The 15,959-nt window shown below is 54.0% G+C and carries 14 protein-coding genes and 1 other annotated feature; all 14 genes read right to left on the bottom strand.

Features of this window, described 5'->3' with window-relative positions; genetic code table 11:
• Positions 1-21: 21 nt before the first annotated feature.
• Positions 22-1,287 carry an ATP-dependent protease ATP-binding subunit ClpX gene (gene clpX / locus B9L21_RS02735; RefSeq protein WP_063165102.1) on the bottom strand — a complete coding sequence of 422 codons (1,266 nt, stop codon included), beginning with the start codon at positions 1,285-1,287 and terminating at the stop codon, positions 22-24.
• A 230-nt stretch (positions 1,288-1,517) separates the two neighbouring features.
• The gene (gene tig / locus B9L21_RS02730) at positions 1,518-2,804 is read right to left on the bottom strand and encodes a trigger factor (protein WP_063165101.1); all 1,287 of its coding nucleotides are present in this window, start codon (positions 2,802-2,804) and stop codon (positions 1,518-1,520) included.
• A gap of 163 nt (positions 2,805-2,967) precedes the next feature.
• On the bottom strand, positions 2,968-3,951 hold the full coding sequence (locus B9L21_RS02725; RefSeq protein WP_063165100.1) for a tetratricopeptide repeat protein: 984 nt from the start codon (positions 3,949-3,951) through the stop codon (positions 2,968-2,970).
• Between the two features lie 390 nt (positions 3,952-4,341).
• Positions 4,342-4,935, bottom strand: coding sequence for a 3-isopropylmalate dehydratase small subunit (leuD, locus tag B9L21_RS02720; protein ID WP_063165099.1), 594 nt, complete (start codon positions 4,933-4,935; stop codon positions 4,342-4,344).
• Between the two features lie 92 nt (positions 4,936-5,027).
• On the bottom strand, positions 5,028-6,443 hold the full coding sequence (gene leuC, locus B9L21_RS02715; RefSeq protein WP_063165098.1) for a 3-isopropylmalate dehydratase large subunit: 1,416 nt from the start codon (positions 6,441-6,443) through the stop codon (positions 5,028-5,030).
• A gap of 19 nt (positions 6,444-6,462) precedes the next feature.
• Positions 6,463-7,578, bottom strand: coding sequence for a 3-isopropylmalate dehydrogenase (gene leuB, locus B9L21_RS02710; RefSeq protein WP_063165097.1), 1,116 nt, complete (start codon positions 7,576-7,578; stop codon positions 6,463-6,465).
• Positions 7,579-7,594: 16 nt separating this feature from the next.
• Positions 7,595-9,142 carry a 2-isopropylmalate synthase gene (locus B9L21_RS02705; RefSeq protein WP_063165096.1) on the bottom strand — a complete coding sequence of 516 codons (1,548 nt, stop codon included), beginning with the start codon at positions 9,140-9,142 and terminating at the stop codon, positions 7,595-7,597.
• Positions 9,129-10,154, bottom strand: a complete 1,026-nt coding sequence (gene ilvC / locus B9L21_RS02700; RefSeq protein ID WP_063165095.1) for a ketol-acid reductoisomerase — start codon at positions 10,152-10,154, stop codon at positions 9,129-9,131. The genes B9L21_RS02705 and ilvC overlap by 14 nt, the downstream gene beginning before the upstream one ends.
• A gap of 36 nt (positions 10,155-10,190) precedes the next feature.
• Positions 10,191-10,709 carry an acetolactate synthase small subunit gene (gene ilvN / locus B9L21_RS02695; RefSeq protein ID WP_063165094.1) on the bottom strand — a complete coding sequence of 173 codons (519 nt, stop codon included), beginning with the start codon at positions 10,707-10,709 and terminating at the stop codon, positions 10,191-10,193.
• A complete protein-coding gene (gene ilvB / locus B9L21_RS02690; RefSeq protein ID WP_063167290.1) occupies positions 10,688-12,421 on the bottom strand; it encodes an acetolactate synthase large subunit in 1,734 nt (577 codons plus the stop codon). Before ilvB ends, ilvN begins: the two co-directional genes overlap by 22 nt.
• A gap of 71 nt (positions 12,422-12,492) precedes the next feature.
• Positions 12,493-12,759: a binding site (T-box leader), on the bottom strand.
• A gap of 22 nt (positions 12,760-12,781) precedes the next feature.
• On the bottom strand, positions 12,782-13,681 hold the full coding sequence (ilvE, locus tag B9L21_RS02685; protein ID WP_063165093.1) for a branched-chain-amino-acid transaminase: 900 nt from the start codon (positions 13,679-13,681) through the stop codon (positions 12,782-12,784).
• 289 nt (positions 13,682-13,970) lie between these two features.
• Positions 13,971-14,480, bottom strand: coding sequence for a metallophosphoesterase family protein (locus B9L21_RS02680; protein WP_063165092.1), 510 nt, complete (start codon positions 14,478-14,480; stop codon positions 13,971-13,973).
• Entirely contained in the window at positions 14,477-15,091 is a 615-nt protein-coding gene (locus B9L21_RS02675) for an XTP/dITP diphosphatase (protein ID WP_063165091.1), read from the bottom strand. The genes B9L21_RS02680 and B9L21_RS02675 overlap by 4 nt, the downstream gene beginning before the upstream one ends.
• Positions 15,088-15,861: a ribonuclease PH gene (gene rph / locus B9L21_RS02670; RefSeq protein ID WP_063165090.1), complete on the bottom strand. Its 774-nt coding sequence runs from the start codon at positions 15,859-15,861 to the stop codon at positions 15,088-15,090. Before rph ends, B9L21_RS02675 begins: the two co-directional genes overlap by 4 nt.
• Positions 15,862-15,959: the final 98 nt, after the last annotated feature.

Below are 15,959 nucleotides of genomic sequence, written 5' to 3'. Positions count from 1 at the left end.
CCGTAAAAGGCGGTTTCCTTATTAAGCGGACGTTTTCCGTTCGTGTTCGACCACCGTGCCGTCGTGACGGATGAGTTTCGGCGGTTTTGTGCCGCGCACGGTATCGAGCGTAATGATGCATTTTTGCACATCTTCGCGCGATGGAAGCTCAAACATGACATCAAGCATAATGCCTTCGATGATCGAACGGAGGCCGCGCGCACCCGTTTTCCGTTCGATCGCTTTTTTGGCGATTTCGCGGAGCGCCGCTTCTTCAAACTCCAGTTCAACGCCGTCAAGCTCGAGCATTTTCTGGTACTGCTTGATAATAGCGTTTTTCGGTTTCGTTAAAATGTCAATCAGCGCTTGTTCATCGAGCGGCTCAAGCGTCGTAATGACTGGGAGACGGCCGATAAACTCCGGAATAAGCCCGAATTTGAGTAAATCTTCCGGCAGCACTTTCGACAGCAAGTTTTTCTCATCAACATCGGCTTGGTTCATTTCCGCACCGAACCCGATCACTTTTTTGCCGAGGCGGCGCTTGATGATCGGCTCGATGCCGTCAAACGCCCCGCCGCAAATGAACAAAATGTTCGTCGTGTCGATTTGGATGAACTCCTGATGCGGATGTTTGCGGCCGCCCTGCGGCGGAACGCTGGCGATCGTGCCTTCCAAAATTTTGAGCAGCGCCTGCTGCACCCCTTCGCCCGAAACGTCGCGAGTAATGGAAGGGTTTTCCGATTTGCGGGCGATTTTATCGATTTCATCGATGTAAATAATGCCTTTTTCCGCCCGTTCGACGTCGTAGTCAGCCGCCTGAATGAGCTTCAGCAAAATGTTTTCGACGTCCTCACCGACATAACCCGCTTCCGTGAGCGACGTCGCATCGGCGATGGCAAACGGCACGTTTAAAATGCGCGCCAATGTTTGCGCCAAGAGCGTTTTCCCGCTTCCGGTCGGCCCGATCATCAAAATGTTGCTTTTCGACAGCTCGACATCGTCAATTTTGCTGCCGGAGTTAATCCGTTTATAATGATTGTAAACGGCAACGGCGAGCGATTTTTTTGCCTCATCCTGGCCGATGACGTATTCATCTAAAATTTCGCGGATTTCTAACGGCTTTGGCACATCTTTAAACTCAAATTCTTCCTCATTGCCAAGCTCTTCCTCGACGATCTCTGTGCATAGCTCAATGCACTCGTCGCAAATGTAGACACCCGGCCCGGCGACCAGCTTGCGCACTTGGTCTTGCGTTTTTCCGCAAAACGAACACTTCAACTGCCCTTTTTCATCATTAAATTTAAACATGTGATTCACCCCTTGCTAACGGAATCGCGCCTGCGTTATGTATCGTGCCTCGCCATCCTTCGTTGCAAAAAACTTATGTATTCGCTATTTTACCATAAATGTTCCTGAAAAAGCGAATGAAAAAACTGTAATGTGTTAGAAAAGTTTGAAAAATCACTCTTCAATCGCTATTGGTGAGATAAAGAACAAGGCACGAACGTCTCGCGCCTTGTTCCTTCCCTACTTTATTATTATGCCGCAACCGTGCTGTGCTCTACAAGAAAATCGACCGTTTTGCGCCATTTTAAATCTTCTTTGACGCCATCCAAGCTGCCGAGCAGCTCTTTTAACTTGTCAACGCTCAAATTGTAGGCTGCCGCCATTTTTTCGAGCTCTTCGTTCACCTCTTCGTCAGTCACGTCGATGTTTTCCGCTTGGGCGATCGCTTCAAGCGTCAAGGCCGCGCGCACCCGCTTTTCGGCATCTTCTTTCATCTGCTCGCGCAGCGCCGCTTCGTCCTGGCCGGAGAACTGGTAGTACAGCTGCAAGTTCAGCCCTTGCATTTGCAGGCGCTGGTCAAATTCACGAAGCATCCGGTCGGTCTCGTTTTGCACCATGACGGCCGGAATGTCGATTTCCGCGTTGGCCGCCGCTTTCTCGACGACCGCGTTGCGCACGGCCGCTTCTGCCTCGTTCTTTTTCGCTTCTTCTAAGCGGGCGCGGATTTTCGCTTTCAGCTCATCAAGCGTTTCGACTTCTTCGTCGGCGTCTTTGGCAAATTCATCGTCAAGCGCCGGCAGTTGTTTCGCTTTTACTTCGTGCACTTTCACCTTGAACGTCGCCGGTTTGCCAGCCAGCTGTTCAGCATGGTACTCTTCCGGGAAGGTGACTTGAATGTCTTTTTCTTCGCCTGCTTTCATGCCGACAAGCTGCTCTTCAAATCCAGGAATGAACGTTCCGGAGCCGATTTCAAGCGAATAGTTTTCCGCTTTGCCGCCTTCAAACGGTTCACCGTCGACAAACCCTTCAAAGTCGATGACGACCGTATCGCCGTTTTCCACTGTCCCGTCTTCTTTGACGACCAGTTCGGCATAGTTTTCCTGCAGGCGCTTCAGCTCATTTTCGACATCTTCATCCGTGACCGTCGTATCGATTTTTTCGACTTCAAGCCCTTTGTATTGACCGAGTTTCACTTCCGGTTTAACGGTCACTTTCGCTTTGAAAATTAAGCTTTTCCCTTTTTCCATTTGTTCAATGTCGATTTCCGGCATCGATACCGGCTCAATGCCTGCCTCTTCGACCGCTTTCGCATACGCTTCCGGCAGCAAAATATCGAGGGCATCTTGATAGAGCGCCTCAACGCCAAATCGCTTTTCAAACAAGACGCGCGGCACTTTTCCTTTGCGGAAGCCCGGAAGCGCGACGTTTTTCACCACTTTTTTGAATGCGGCATCCAAGCCTTTGTTCACCTGCTCCGCGTCGACCTCAACGGTCAATACGCCTTCGTTGCCTTCAAGCTTTTCCCATTTGACTGACATACTGTTCCCTCCACCTAAAATCATTGCTCGGATCATGGCAATCTGCTTGTCCATTATCCTCTTATTATGTCCATATTATGTAGCCAAGTATGCGAAAACAGATACATAGCACAGCCATTATATTATAACATACAAAAGCCATGTTTCAATACAGAACCATCCATCAAAGGTAGGAAAGTTTCTCTATTTCGTGCAGCTTTTTGCAAAGTTTCGCTATCTCCGCCACCGCTACGCCGTAGCGGGCAGCCAACGTGCTCATATCAGCGTCCGTTCCTTGAAACCGGCTCGCCATCCAATGGAGAGCGGCAAGCCATACATCGGCGTCGGCCGGCTCCGGCGGGAACGGATACAAGATGTAGGCATAGCGAAGCCAAATTTCCGCCGCCGTTTCATACAAGCTCGGGCTTTCCGCCGTGAGCCGCTGCTCAAGCAGCCGCAGCAGCGTCGAAGCAAATTCCGTTTCCGCCTGTTCGTTTAAGGCGGATGGGACGACATCGATGCGCTGTCCAAACTTCTCGACCGTCACTGCCTCGTCAATCTGTTTCACCGTCAGAAGCCGAAGCAGCATCGTTTTCGCCATTGGGCTTTTTTTCGGTTCGCGTAAATATTGCTTCAGCAACGACAGTACGGGAGCGATGTCTTCTTTTTCCAACTGTTTAATGAGCTGCATTTGTTCGGCGATATCATCCGATTCCAGCAGCCGTTTTACCCGCTTCCATTCGGCGGGCGGCAGCGGACGGGCGTTCATTTTTTCACTGAACCGAAGCAGCTGGCGAAGCTGTTCGCGCAACGAAACCGGCAATGTCTGACGGCGCAAAGCGGAGCGGATCGCCGCTTCCGCTTCCCGGTAGCGGTTCGTCTGCAACAGCAGGGCAACATACATTTGCAACAGCTCGCTATTGTTCGGCTGCTCGTCAAGCAGCGCAGCCAGGCGCCAATCCGCCTCATCGTAATCTCCGAGTTCGTAGCAGCACACCGCAAGGCCGAGCCGGATCGGAAAGCTGCCGTCGCCAAGCTGTTCGGCGGCGCGCAAAAAGCGGAGCGCTTCCTTGTACTGCTTCGCCTCAAGCGCTGTGAACGCCTCTTCAATCAACCGTTCTTTCGTTCGTGGAAACATAATAATTTTCCCTTTTTTTCCGTTTCCCATCTTCGCCTGCTCCCATTTGCATTTACCACAAGTGTAGCAAGTTTTCCCTAACGAAACAAGCGCCGCGGCAAAATAACGACAGCGCCCTGATCCCACTTCGGCCGGACAAAAAACGAACCCGACCGAACGGACTCCCTTCCTTCACGAGACAGGCAAAAGATCGATGAAAAAATCGATAGAAAACCGCTGCTTCCGTCCCTCAGTCATGTTTATACTTCCTTAACGTCAAATGTTCTCAATTGGAGGGGGTCTCCTCACTGACAGCACCATCGCCTCCCCCTAACGGAACGGTTCACCGCGCGCATACCGTGATGAAAAAAGGGCGTCCCGTTGCGTTTAGGACACCCTCACTCCATCCGCCTTGCGTTGCCGCTCCGAACACAGAGCGCTTTACGGCCGCGGACAATGTTTTTGCTCGTAGGCGGCGATATACGGTTCGTACACAAACGTTAAGTCAATCTCGTCCCAGCCTTTTAAGAGCAGCTGTTTCCGGTACGGATCGATGTCAAACGGGCGTGAAAATCCTTCGTCATCAAACACCCGCTGCTCTTCAAGCGAAACGGTCAGCTCGTAATCAGCGCGCCGGCTCTGTTTTAATAAATACCGGACATCCTCTTCATCAAGCCGAATCGGCAGCAGCCCGTTTTTTAAGCAGTTATTGTAAAAGATATCGGCAAACGAAGGAGCAATGATCGCGCGAAATCCGTAATCTTGAAGCGACCAGGGCGCATGTTCGCGCGATGAACCGCAGCCGAAATTTTCGCCGGCGACTAAAATCGTTGCCCCTTCATTTTCCGGACGGTTGAGCTCAAACTCCGGATTCGGCGTGCCGTCGCTGAAATAGCGCCAGTCATAAAATAGAAATTGGCCAAATCCGGTACGCTCGATCCGCTTTAAAAACTGTTTCGGGATGATTTGATCGGTATCGATGTTCGCCCGATCGATGCCGGCGGTTTTTCCTCGGTGAATCGTAAACGGCTTCATCGTCTCTCTCCCTCCGTCAGATGTATCAGTCACCTTGCCAAAAGTGGATATCCCTAAGGCGGGATGCGGCCGCTTCAAGGAGCGTCCGTCCGTTACCGGACCGGTTCAGCTTCAAGCTGGCGCACATCGACAAAGCGGCCGTAAATGGCGGCGGCAGCGGCCATCGCCGGGCTGACAAGATGCGTGCGCGCTCCTTTTCCTTGCCGCCCTTCAAAGTTGCGGTTCGATGTCGACGCACAATGTTCGCCTTCCGGAATGATGTCCGGATTCATGCCCAAACAGGCGCTGCAGCCGGCATCGCGCCACTCAAAGCCGGCCTCGAGGAAAATTTGCGCCAGCCCTTCTTCTTCGGCCTGTTTTTTGACTTGCTGCGATCCAGGCACAACAAGGGCTCTGACACCGGGGGCTACTTTTTGGCCTTTGACGATTTTCGCCGCTTCACGCAAATCACTGATGCGCGAGTTCGTACATGAGCCGATAAATACATGTTGCACCGGAATGTCGGTAATCGGCATGCCGGGGTTCAACCCCATATACTGAAGCGCCCGGCGCACCGCGTTGCGCTCGGTTTCGCTTTCGAACTGTTCCGGGTCGGGCACCGTTCCGTCAACCGATGTGCTCATCGCTGGGTTCGTTCCCCACGTTACCATCGGAGCAATGGTTGAGGCATCGATTTCGATCGTTTTGTCATACTCGGCCCCCTCGTCGCTGGCAAGCGCCCGCCAGCGTTCAACCGCTTGCTCAAACGCCTCGCCTTTTGGCGCATATTTGCGGCCGCGCAAATAGGCAAACGTCGTTTCATCTGGACTGATAAGGCCGGCGCGCGCTCCGGCTTCGATCGACATATTGCAAATCGTCATCCGCTCTTCCATCGACATGCGGCGAATCGCCTCACCGGTAAACTCGATAATATAGCCGGTGCCAACGCCGACGCCGTAGCGGCCGATGATGGCCAAAATGACGTCTTTCGCCGTCACCCCTTTACCGAGCTGGCCGTTGATGCGGATTTGCAGCGTTTTCGGTTTATGCTGCCAAAGCGTTTGTGTCGCTAGCACGTGTTCGACTTCGCTCGTGCCGATGCCAAACGCTAAGGCGCCAAACGCCCCGTGCGTCGATGTATGGCTGTCGCCGCAGACGATCGTTTTTCCCGGCTGGGTCAAGCCGAGCTCCGGGCCGATCACGTGGACGATTCCTTGCTCTTCGCTATGCAAATCGGCGAGCGGAACACCAAACTCGCGGCAGTTGCGCTCAAGCGCAGCGATTTGATTGCGCGCCACTTCATCGGTAATGACAAATCGGTTGACGGTCGGCACGTTATGGTCCATCGTCGCAAACGTCAAGTCCGGCCGCCGCACTTTCCGTCCGTTTTGGCGCAGCCCCTCAAACGCCTGCGGCGATGTCACTTCATGCACTAAATGCAAATCGATATACAGCAAATCCGGCTTCCCTTCTTCGCGGTAGACGACATGGTTTTCCCATATTTTTTCGATGATCGTTTTTGGTTTCACTGCCTTCACCTCGCACGTCTCATGCATAAACGGTCATAATTTGCGCGATTGCTGTATAGTCGAGTACCGCTGTTTTGATCTCCTCGACCATTTCGTCCGTCGATACGACGCGGCCGCTGCTTTGCGCCAGGTCAGCTGTGCGCAAGCCCGCGGTAAGCGCCTGCTGCACCGCATGCTCGATCGCTTCCGCCTCGGCGGCGAGCCCGAACGACAGGCGAAGCATCATAGCGGCTGACAAAATAGCGGCAATCGGATTCGCCTTTCGCATGCCAGCGATATCGGGCGCCGATCCGTGCACCGGCTCATACAAGCTTGGTCCGGAAGCCGACAAGCTGGCTGACGGCAGCATCCCAAGCGACCCGGATAACATCGATGCTTCATCGCTTAAAATGTCGCCAAACATGTTTTCCGTGACGATCACATCAAATTGCTTCGGCGCGCGGATGAGTTGCATCGCCGCGTTGTCGACAAGCATATGCTCAAGCTCAACGTCCGGGAATTGTTTAGCCACCTCTTCAGCCACTTCCCGCCATAACCGACTTGAGGAGAGCACGTTCGCCTTGTCGACCGAGGTCACTTTTTTCTTCCGGCCGCGCGCTAACGTAAACGCCATGCGCACGATCCGCTCGATCTCTTCCTTTTTATATAAGAGCGTGTCAACCGCTTTTTCTTCTCCGTTTTCGACGACGCGGCCGCTCGGCTGGCCGAAGTAAATGCCGCCGGTCAATTCGCGCACGATGATGAAATCGACATCTTGCACGAGATCCGGTTTTAGCGGTGAAGCAGAAGCCAAGCTGTCATAGCAGACGACCGGCCGCAAGTTCGCGTATAACCCAAGCTGTTGGCGGATGGCAAGCAGCCCTTTTTCCGGGCGCAGGTGCGGAGGATTTTCGTCCCACTTCGGACCGCCGACCGCCCCAAGCAAGACGGCGTCGCTTTGTTGGCAAAGGCGAAGCGTTTCTTCCGGGAGCGGCGTCCCTGCTTCATCGATCGCCGCCCCGCCGATTAACCCGTATTCGAATGTAAACTCATGTCCAAACCGGATTCCGACCGCTTTTAATACGTCCACCGCTCCAGATGTCACTTCTTGGCCGATGCCATCGCCCGGCAAGACGGCAATCCGATAGTTTCCCATGCTTGATCCCCCCGTTTTATGGTGTTGCCACTTTTTCGTTTTCAGCGCGCATCGCTTCGATCATAAACACGCGGTTCATCGCGTTAATGTACGCTTTAGCCGAAGCTTCGAGCACATCTTGCGCCGTTCCGCGTCCGCTCGTTTCCACATCGTTGACGCGCACTTTAACAAATACTTGCGCTAACGCATCGCGGCCGCCCCCGACCGATTCAATCCGGTAATCTAGCAGCGTCACCGCCGTTTGGAAACAGCGCTCCAACGTGTTGTACAGCGCCTCGACGCTGCCCGCTCCGGTCGCCGCTTCTTGGATGTCGTTTCCTTTCCCGTCTTTTAACACAACAACCGCTGTCGGGATTTGATTTGTCCCGTACTGTACTTGAATCGACGACAATTGGTAAAAATCTTTGAAATGGTCGAACTTCTCTTCGAAAATTAAAGCGACTAAATCATCGTCCGTCACATCTTTCTTTTTATCCGCCAGCTCTTTAAAGCGGACGAACAGCTGGTTGATCTCTTCCTCTGACAGCGTATAGCCGAGCTCTTCGACCCGGTTGCGGAGCGCATGGCGGCCGGAATGTTTGCCAAGCACCATCGAATTCGACGGCACACCGACGAGCTCCGGCGAGATGATTTCATACGTCGTTTTTTCTTTTAGGACGCCGTCTTGATGAATGCCGGATTCGTGGGCAAACGCGTTTTTGCCGACAACCGCCTTGTTCGGCGGAACGACCATGCCGGTCAGCTTGCTGACTAGACTGCTCGTGCGCTTAATTTCTTGTAAATTGAGGCGCGTTTCCACTTGATAATAATCTTTGCGAATGTGAAGGGCGACGGCGATCTCCTCAAGCGCCGCGTTGCCGGCCCGCTCGCCGATGCCGTTGATCGTGCATTCAACTTGTGTCGCCCCGTGCTCGATGGCCGAGAGTGAGTTTACGACCGCCATGCCTAAGTCGTCATGGCAATGGGCGGATAAAGAAATATTTTCAATATTCGGAACATTATTTCGTAAATAGAGGAAAATCTCCCCATACTCTTTTGGTGTAATATAGCCGACCGTATCTGGGATATTGATCACAGAGGCGCCGGCTTTGATCACTTCGGTAACGATTTTTGCCAAAAACGGCAGTTCGCTCCGGCACGCATCTTCCGCCGACCATTGAACGATCGGGAAGAAACGTTTGGCATATTTCACCGCTTCCACCGCCGCTTCAATGACTTGCTCCGGCGTCATCCGCAGTTTGTGCACCATATGGATCGGCGAGGTGGCGATGAATAAATGCAACCGCGGCTCGGCGCCGCCTTGTAATGCCTCCCATGCGGCGTCAATATCGCTTCGAACCGAGCGCGACAGCCCGGTGACCGAACATGTTCGAATCGTTTCCGCGATTTGTTTGACCGCTTCAAAATCGCCTTTGGACGAGGCGGGGAAGCCCGCCTCGATAATATCAACTTGCAGCCGCTCGAGCTGGCGGGCGATCTCCAATTTTTCTTGCAAATTTAAGTTTACCCCGGCTGATTGTTCCCCGTCGCGCAACGTCGTATCAAAAAACTTAATTTTTCGCACCTGGCACCACCGCCTCTTTTTGTTTTGCCTTCACAAACGGCATCATGCTCCGCAATTCGCGTCCGACCACCTCGATCAAATGCTCGTTTTCGCGCCGATTGATGGCGTTGAACTCCGGACGGTTTGCCTGATTTTCTAAGATCCAGCTTTTTGCAAATTTACCGGTTTGAATGTCATGCAAAATGTTTTTCATTTCCGCTTTCACCGCTTCGTTAATGACGCGCGGCCCGGATGTAAAGTCACCCCATTGCGCCGTATCAGAAATCGAGTAGCGCATCCACGACAGCCCACCCTCATACAAGAGGTCGACGATGAGCTTCATCTCATGCAAACATTCGAAATATGCGACTTCCGGCTGATATCCCGCTTCAACGAGCGTTTCAAATCCGGCTTTAATGAGCGCCGTCAACCCGCCGCAAAGCACCGCCTGCTCGCCAAACAAGTCGGTTTCCGTTTCTTCTTTGAACGTTGTCTCAAGCACCCCCGCCCGCGTGGCGCCGATCGCTTTGGCGTAAGCGAGCGCGGTTTCTTTCGCATGGCCGGTCACATCTTGATAGACGGCGATGAGCGCCGGCACGCCCGCCCCTTCAGCATACGTGCGCCGGACAAGATGGCCCGGGCCTTTTGGCGCGACCAAAAAGACGTCAACGTGCTCCGGCGGAACGACTTGGCTGAAGTGGATATTAAAGCCATGGGCGAAGACAAGCGCGTTGCCCGGTTTCAATTCCGGTTCAATTTCTTCTTTGTAAACGGCCGGCTGTTTTTCATCCGGCAGCAGCACCATCACGATATCGGCCTGTTTCGCCGCTTCGCGAACCGCATATACCTCGAAGCCGTCTTGTTCCGCCTGTTCCCACGATTTCCCTTTTCGCAATCCGACAATGACGCGAACACCGCTGTCGCGCAAGTTTTGCGCATGCGCATGACCTTGCGAACCATAGCCGATAATAGCGACCGTTTTTCCTTGCAAATATTGTTCGTTTGCATCTCCGTTATAGTACACTTTTGCCATGAGTACCCTCTCCTTTATCATGTAGTGTGAGTATTGTTAAATGATGAACGCTGTTTTCTGGCTGGTCGCCGCTTTTTGCGCTCCGCGGGTGAACGCAGTCGTACCCGTGCGCGCCACTTCTTTGATGCCATACGGGCGGAGCAGCTCGATCAACGCTTCGACCTTTTCCGGCTCGCCGGTCACTTGAATGACGAGGCTGTCTTTGCTCACGTCAACGATCGAAGCGCGGAACGGTTCGATAAGCGTATAAATTTCTTGGCGGATCGCCGGAGCGGCCGCCACTTTCACGAGCGCCAGCTCGCGTGCGACGATGGCCTGGTCAGTGATATCACTCACTTTCAACACATCGATTTGCTTGTTTAACTGCTTAATAATTTGTTCAGCGATCCGCTCATCGTCAACGTTGACGACGAACGTCATCCGCGATACCCCGTCGATTTCCGTATGGCCGACGGTGATGCTTTCAATGTTGTAATGCCGCTTCGTAAACAGCCCGGTGATGCGGTTTAATACGCCTGGACGGTTGTTGACGGTCATTGTGATAATTCTTCGCATGCTTTCACCCCCACCATTTCATGAAGCCCTTTTCCGGGCGCGACCATCGGATAGACGTTTTCGTCGGCGCGGACGTGGAAGTCAAGCAGCACCGGACCGTCGATGGCAAATGCTTGTTTTAATACTTCGGCAGCTTCCGCTTCCGTCTTCGCCCGCAGCCCCGGCATGCCGTATGCTTCAGCCAATTTCACGAAATCCGGCTGGTTCGGAATGAGCGAATGGGAGTACCGTTTGTCATAAAACAGCTCCTGCCATTGCCGCACCATGCCGAGCGCCTGGTTGTTGACGATGACGACTTTGATCGGCAGCTGCAGCTCTTGAATGACCGACAGTTCTTGGAATGTCATTTGGAAGCCGCCGTCGCCGACGATCGAAACGACCGTGGCGCTCCGGTCGGCAAGCTGGGCGCCGATGGCCGCCGGAAGCCCGAAGCCCATCGTGCCAAGCCCCCCGGATGTGACCCAGCGGTTCGGCCGGTTAAACTTGTAATATTGCGCCGCCCACATTTGATGCTGGCCGACATCGGTTGTAACGATCGCCTCGCCGCCCGTCAGCTCATAAATCATCTCAATGAGCTTTTGCGGTTTGATCGTCCCTTCTTCCGGCTCGTAATAAAGCGGGAATCGCCGCTTCCACTCATCAAGCTGGGCAAGCCATGCCGCCGTGTCGGCCGGTTTGCCTTGCTGGTCGATCAGCTCGTGCAAGGCCGCTTTCGCATCGCTGACGATCGGGATTTTCGTCGGCACGTTTTTGCCGATTTCCGCCGGGTCGATGTCAATATGGGCGACCGTCGCCTTTGGCGCAAAATATTTTAAATTGCCGGTAACCCGGTCGTCGAAGCGGGCGCCGATGTTAATGAGCAAGTCGCATTCATACAGCGCCATATTCGCCGTATAAGTCCCGTGCATGCCGGCCATGCCGAGAAAAAGCGGGTGGTCAGCCGGGAAGCCGCCGAGGCCAAGGAGCGTATGGACGACCGGGATCTTTTGCTGCTCTGCATATTGTCGCAGTTCATCGGCCGCGTTGGCGTGCAAGACGCCGGCGCCGGCTAAAATGACCGGGCGCTTCGACTGGCTGACCGCCTCGACGAGCCGCCGGATTTGCCAATGGTTCGGCTGTGTCGTCGGCTGATAGCCGGGCAGATGAACGTCTTGATCGTAGTCAAACTCCCCTTCGGCCGTCGTCACATCTTTTGGAATATCGATCAACACCGGCCCTGGCCGCCCGGTCGTCGCAATATGAAACGCTTCTTTAATGATTTTCGGCAGCTCGCTGATGTCGCGCACTTGATAGTTATGCTTGGTGATCGGCATCGTAATCCCAACGACATCCGCCTCTTGAAACGCATCCGAGCCGATGACGCTCGTCGCCACTTGCCCGGTAAAGACAACGAGCGGCAGCGAATCCATCATCGCGTCCGTCAGCCCGGTGACGATGTTTGTCGCCCCCGGGCCGGAGGTGGCGATGACAACCCCGGGTTTCCCGGAAATGCGCGCGTACCCTTCCGCCGCATGGATGGCCCCTTGCTCATGGCGCGTTAACACGTGAAACACGCCGGCTTTATACAGCTCGTCATAAAGCGGCAGCACCGCGCCGCCCGGATAGCCGAAAATGACTTCGACGTTTTCCGCCTTCAGCGCTTCAATCAACATCAGCGACCCGCTCATTCTCGCCTTCGTCCTCACTTGTTCCTCCACTTTCATCTTTGCCATCGTCGATCCTCCCCGTTGTTTGTCATCCATATAAAAAACCTTTTCACCCTCCATGGCCGGACTTGCCCAGCCAAAGGGGCGAAAAGGTTTCCTTTCCGCGGTACCACCCTTCTTCACGGCCATCACGGCCGCCTTAGGAGCAACCGGCCGAAGCCAGCCGCTCGTTTTCGTAACGGGTGAAGCGCGCGTCTCCACCCGTCCAACCCTACTTGCTGTTTGGCGTTCAGGCTGGCGCTCAGAGGTGAGTTCATCAAGCGGCAACATCACCGGTTCCCAGCTCCCCCGGCTCTCTGTGGATGTTGGCCCCGCTGACTACTTATCCTCGTCAACGCTTTTTCCGTATGCAATTGTCATTGCCGCTTAACCGACATTGGCGTTCGTCGGATATACTTTAACTCCCTCGGCAACAACGCGGCGGCGGAATTCTTCAAGAAGCCGCTTCGTATGCGGACCAGGCGTTCCGTCGCCGATCGTCCGGCCGTCAACTTTGATGACGGAAATGACTTCGGCCGCCGTCCCGGTTAAAAACACTTCATCTGCGACATATACATCATGGCGGGTAAATGGCTCTTCTTTGACCGTATAGCCGAGATCCTCGGCAATTTCGATAATCGCCTGGCGCGTAATGCCTTCAAGCGCTCCGACATATCCCGGCGGCGTGTAAACGACGCCGTTTTTGATGATGAAGACGTTATCCCCAGAACCTTCAGCTACATATCCTTGGTCGTTTAAAATGAGCGCTTCGCTGACGTTGGCCAAATGCGCTTCGATCTTCACGAGAACATTGTTCAAATAGTTGAGCGATTTGACTTTCGGGCTCAACACGTCAGAGCGGTTGCGGCGCGTCGCCACTGTCACCACTTCGATGCCCGTTTCATATAAATGTTTTGGGAAGAGCGCCAGCGGCTCAACGATAATGACGATTTGCGGCGTTTTGCATTTATACGGATCGAGCCCCAAATCGCCGACTCCGCGCGAAACGACAAGGCGGATGTACGCATCTTGGTAGCCGTTGCGGCGGATGGTTTCGAGCACACGGTCAATCATTTCATCTTTCGTGTACGGGATGTTCAGCAAAATGGACTTCGCGGAGTTGTACAGCCGATCTATATGTTCTTCCAGGCGGAATACGTTGCCGCTATAGACGCGAATGCCCTCAAACACGCCGTCCCCATACAAAAATCCGTGGTCATAAACCGATATTTTTGCGTTTTCTTTCGTTACAAATTCTCCGTTTAAATAGATCCATTGTTCGCCCACTTCGGTTCCCCTCTTCCTTGATCAGTCAACAGTTGCTTCGAACGGCTCGATGATGGGTTTGAGTCGTTTCTCTTATTTGAAAATTATAATAATCCTAAACTTCCCCGCCGTCAATAACGTTTTTTGAAAATTTTGATTGGTCAAACTACTTGTATACGCTTACAATGTGATAGAATCAAGGATTTGCTGATTTTAAAAAAATTTTTCTCTCCACAACAGGAGGCAAATAAGATTAGTTAGAAAGAGGGGGGAGAGGCGCCGAAAAATAAAAAAGCGGACACTTGTCCGCCTAGAAGGAAAACGTTTGTTCCAAGTCCGGGATCGCACGCCCGGCCACATCATAAAATTGAACGAGCGCTTGGCCTTTGCCGACTGTCAGCACCGCATATGTTTTTTCTTTTCTCCCGCGCGGCAAGGCGATGCTGCCTGGATTGATGAACAACACTTCATCGATTCGCTCGGCGCCGGCGAGGTGGGAGTGGCCGAAGCAAACGACGTTGGCCCCTGTTTCTTTCGCCCGATAGTATAAACGTAACAGCGACGTTTTCACGCCGTATAAGTGGCCGTGGGTGACAAAGAAGCGGACGCCGCCTGCCTCCTCGGTTCGCTCGTCGGGAAACGCCGCTGTCCAATCGCAATTGCCGCGCACGACCGCAAACGGAGCAATTTCATCCGCTTCCGCCGGCAGCTCGGAATCACCGCAATGAATGAACAAATCCGCTTCATGGCGATGGCGCGACACAATTTGAGCGAGCTCGGCGGTCAGCCCGTGACTGTCACTGACAATGACCGCTTTCATTCCGTCCGCCCCTTTTCGGCCATGATCTCGTCCCATTGCTCATTCAGCTTCGCCAGCGCCTTCGCCCGATGGCTGATGGCATTTTTCTCTTCGGGCGAAAATTCGGCCATCGTTTTCCCCCGCTCCGGAAGATAAAAGACAGGGTCATATCCAAAACCGCCCTCTCCGCGCGGCGCTTCGGCGATATAACCGTCACACGTCGCCTCGACAATGACGGTCGGCCGCCCGGGAATGGCAACGGCCAGCGCGCAATGAAAGCGGGCGGTGCGCTTCTCCATCGGCACTCCGTCAAGTTCATGAAGCAGTTTAGCGATGTTGCGCGCATCGTTTTTGTCTTCCCCGGCGTAGCGGGCTGAATGGACGCCCGGCCGGCCGCCGAGCGCATCAACGGCAAGCCCGGAATCATCGGCGATGACCGGCCGCTGCAAGCGTTGGCACACCGCCTCAGCTTTTAATTTGGCATTTTCGGCAAATGTGCTCCCCGTTTCTTCGACATCGGGAACGTCCGGAAAATCAAGGAGCGATTTCACTTCGATGCCCCGCTTGGCAAACAAGGCGGCAAACTCGCGCGCCTTGCCGGCATTTTTCGTAGCAATAATGATCTCCTTCATTCCGCCTTCTCCTCCCGTTCTGCTTCGTGCTTCACTCCGATGCGGGCCGCCCGCTCGCCCAATACGCGGCGCTGAATGGCGATGAGCTGTTCAATGCCCATCTGCGCCGCCTCGAGCAATTCCTCTAGCTCGGCGCGCGAAAAGGACGCTTCCTCCCCGGTGCCTTGAATTTCGACAAACTGGCCGGCTCCGGTCATGACGACGTTCATGTCGACTTTCGCGCGGGCATCCTCGCTGTAATTTAAATCGAGAATGACCCCATGTTCAGGATCGATGCCGACTGAGGTGGCAGCGAGAAAATCGCGAACCGGAAGCGACGCAAGCTTCCCTTCCTCCACAAGCTTAGAGAGCGCCAGCACGAGCGCCACATACGCACCGGTAATCGACGCCGTCCGCGTTCCGCCGTCCGCTTGAATGACGTCGCAGTCAATCCAGACGGTCCGCTCGCCGAGCTGTTCCAGCTCAACGACCGAGCGGAGCGCCCGGCCGATCAGACGCTGAATTTCCATCGTCCGCCCTGACACTTTCCCTTTGCTCGCTTCCCTCGCATTCCGCTGTTCGGTCGCCCGCGGCAGCATCCCATATTCAGCCGTAATCCAGCCTTTCCCTCCGCCGCGCATAAACGGCGGCACTCTCTCTTCAACCGTCGCCGTGCAAATCACTTTCGTGTCGCCGATTTCAATCAAAACCGAACCTTCAGCATGCTTCATATAATGCGGTTGTATATGTACAGGGCGAAGTTCGCGGTTGTTTCGTCCGTCCGTTCTCATCACAATCCTCCTTTTTTCTCCTTGGATGACTCCCGCTTGGCTGCCTAGCGCCAGGCTGCCCCTTCAGGCAAACCGCAGGCGGTGTAAAGAACATCTTT

It is taken from the genome of Geobacillus uzenensis (assembly GCF_002217665.1).
Taxonomy (GTDB): domain Bacteria; phylum Bacillota; class Bacilli; order Bacillales; family Anoxybacillaceae; genus Geobacillus; species Geobacillus subterraneus.
This window is presented reverse-complemented; position numbering and strand designations above follow the sequence as displayed.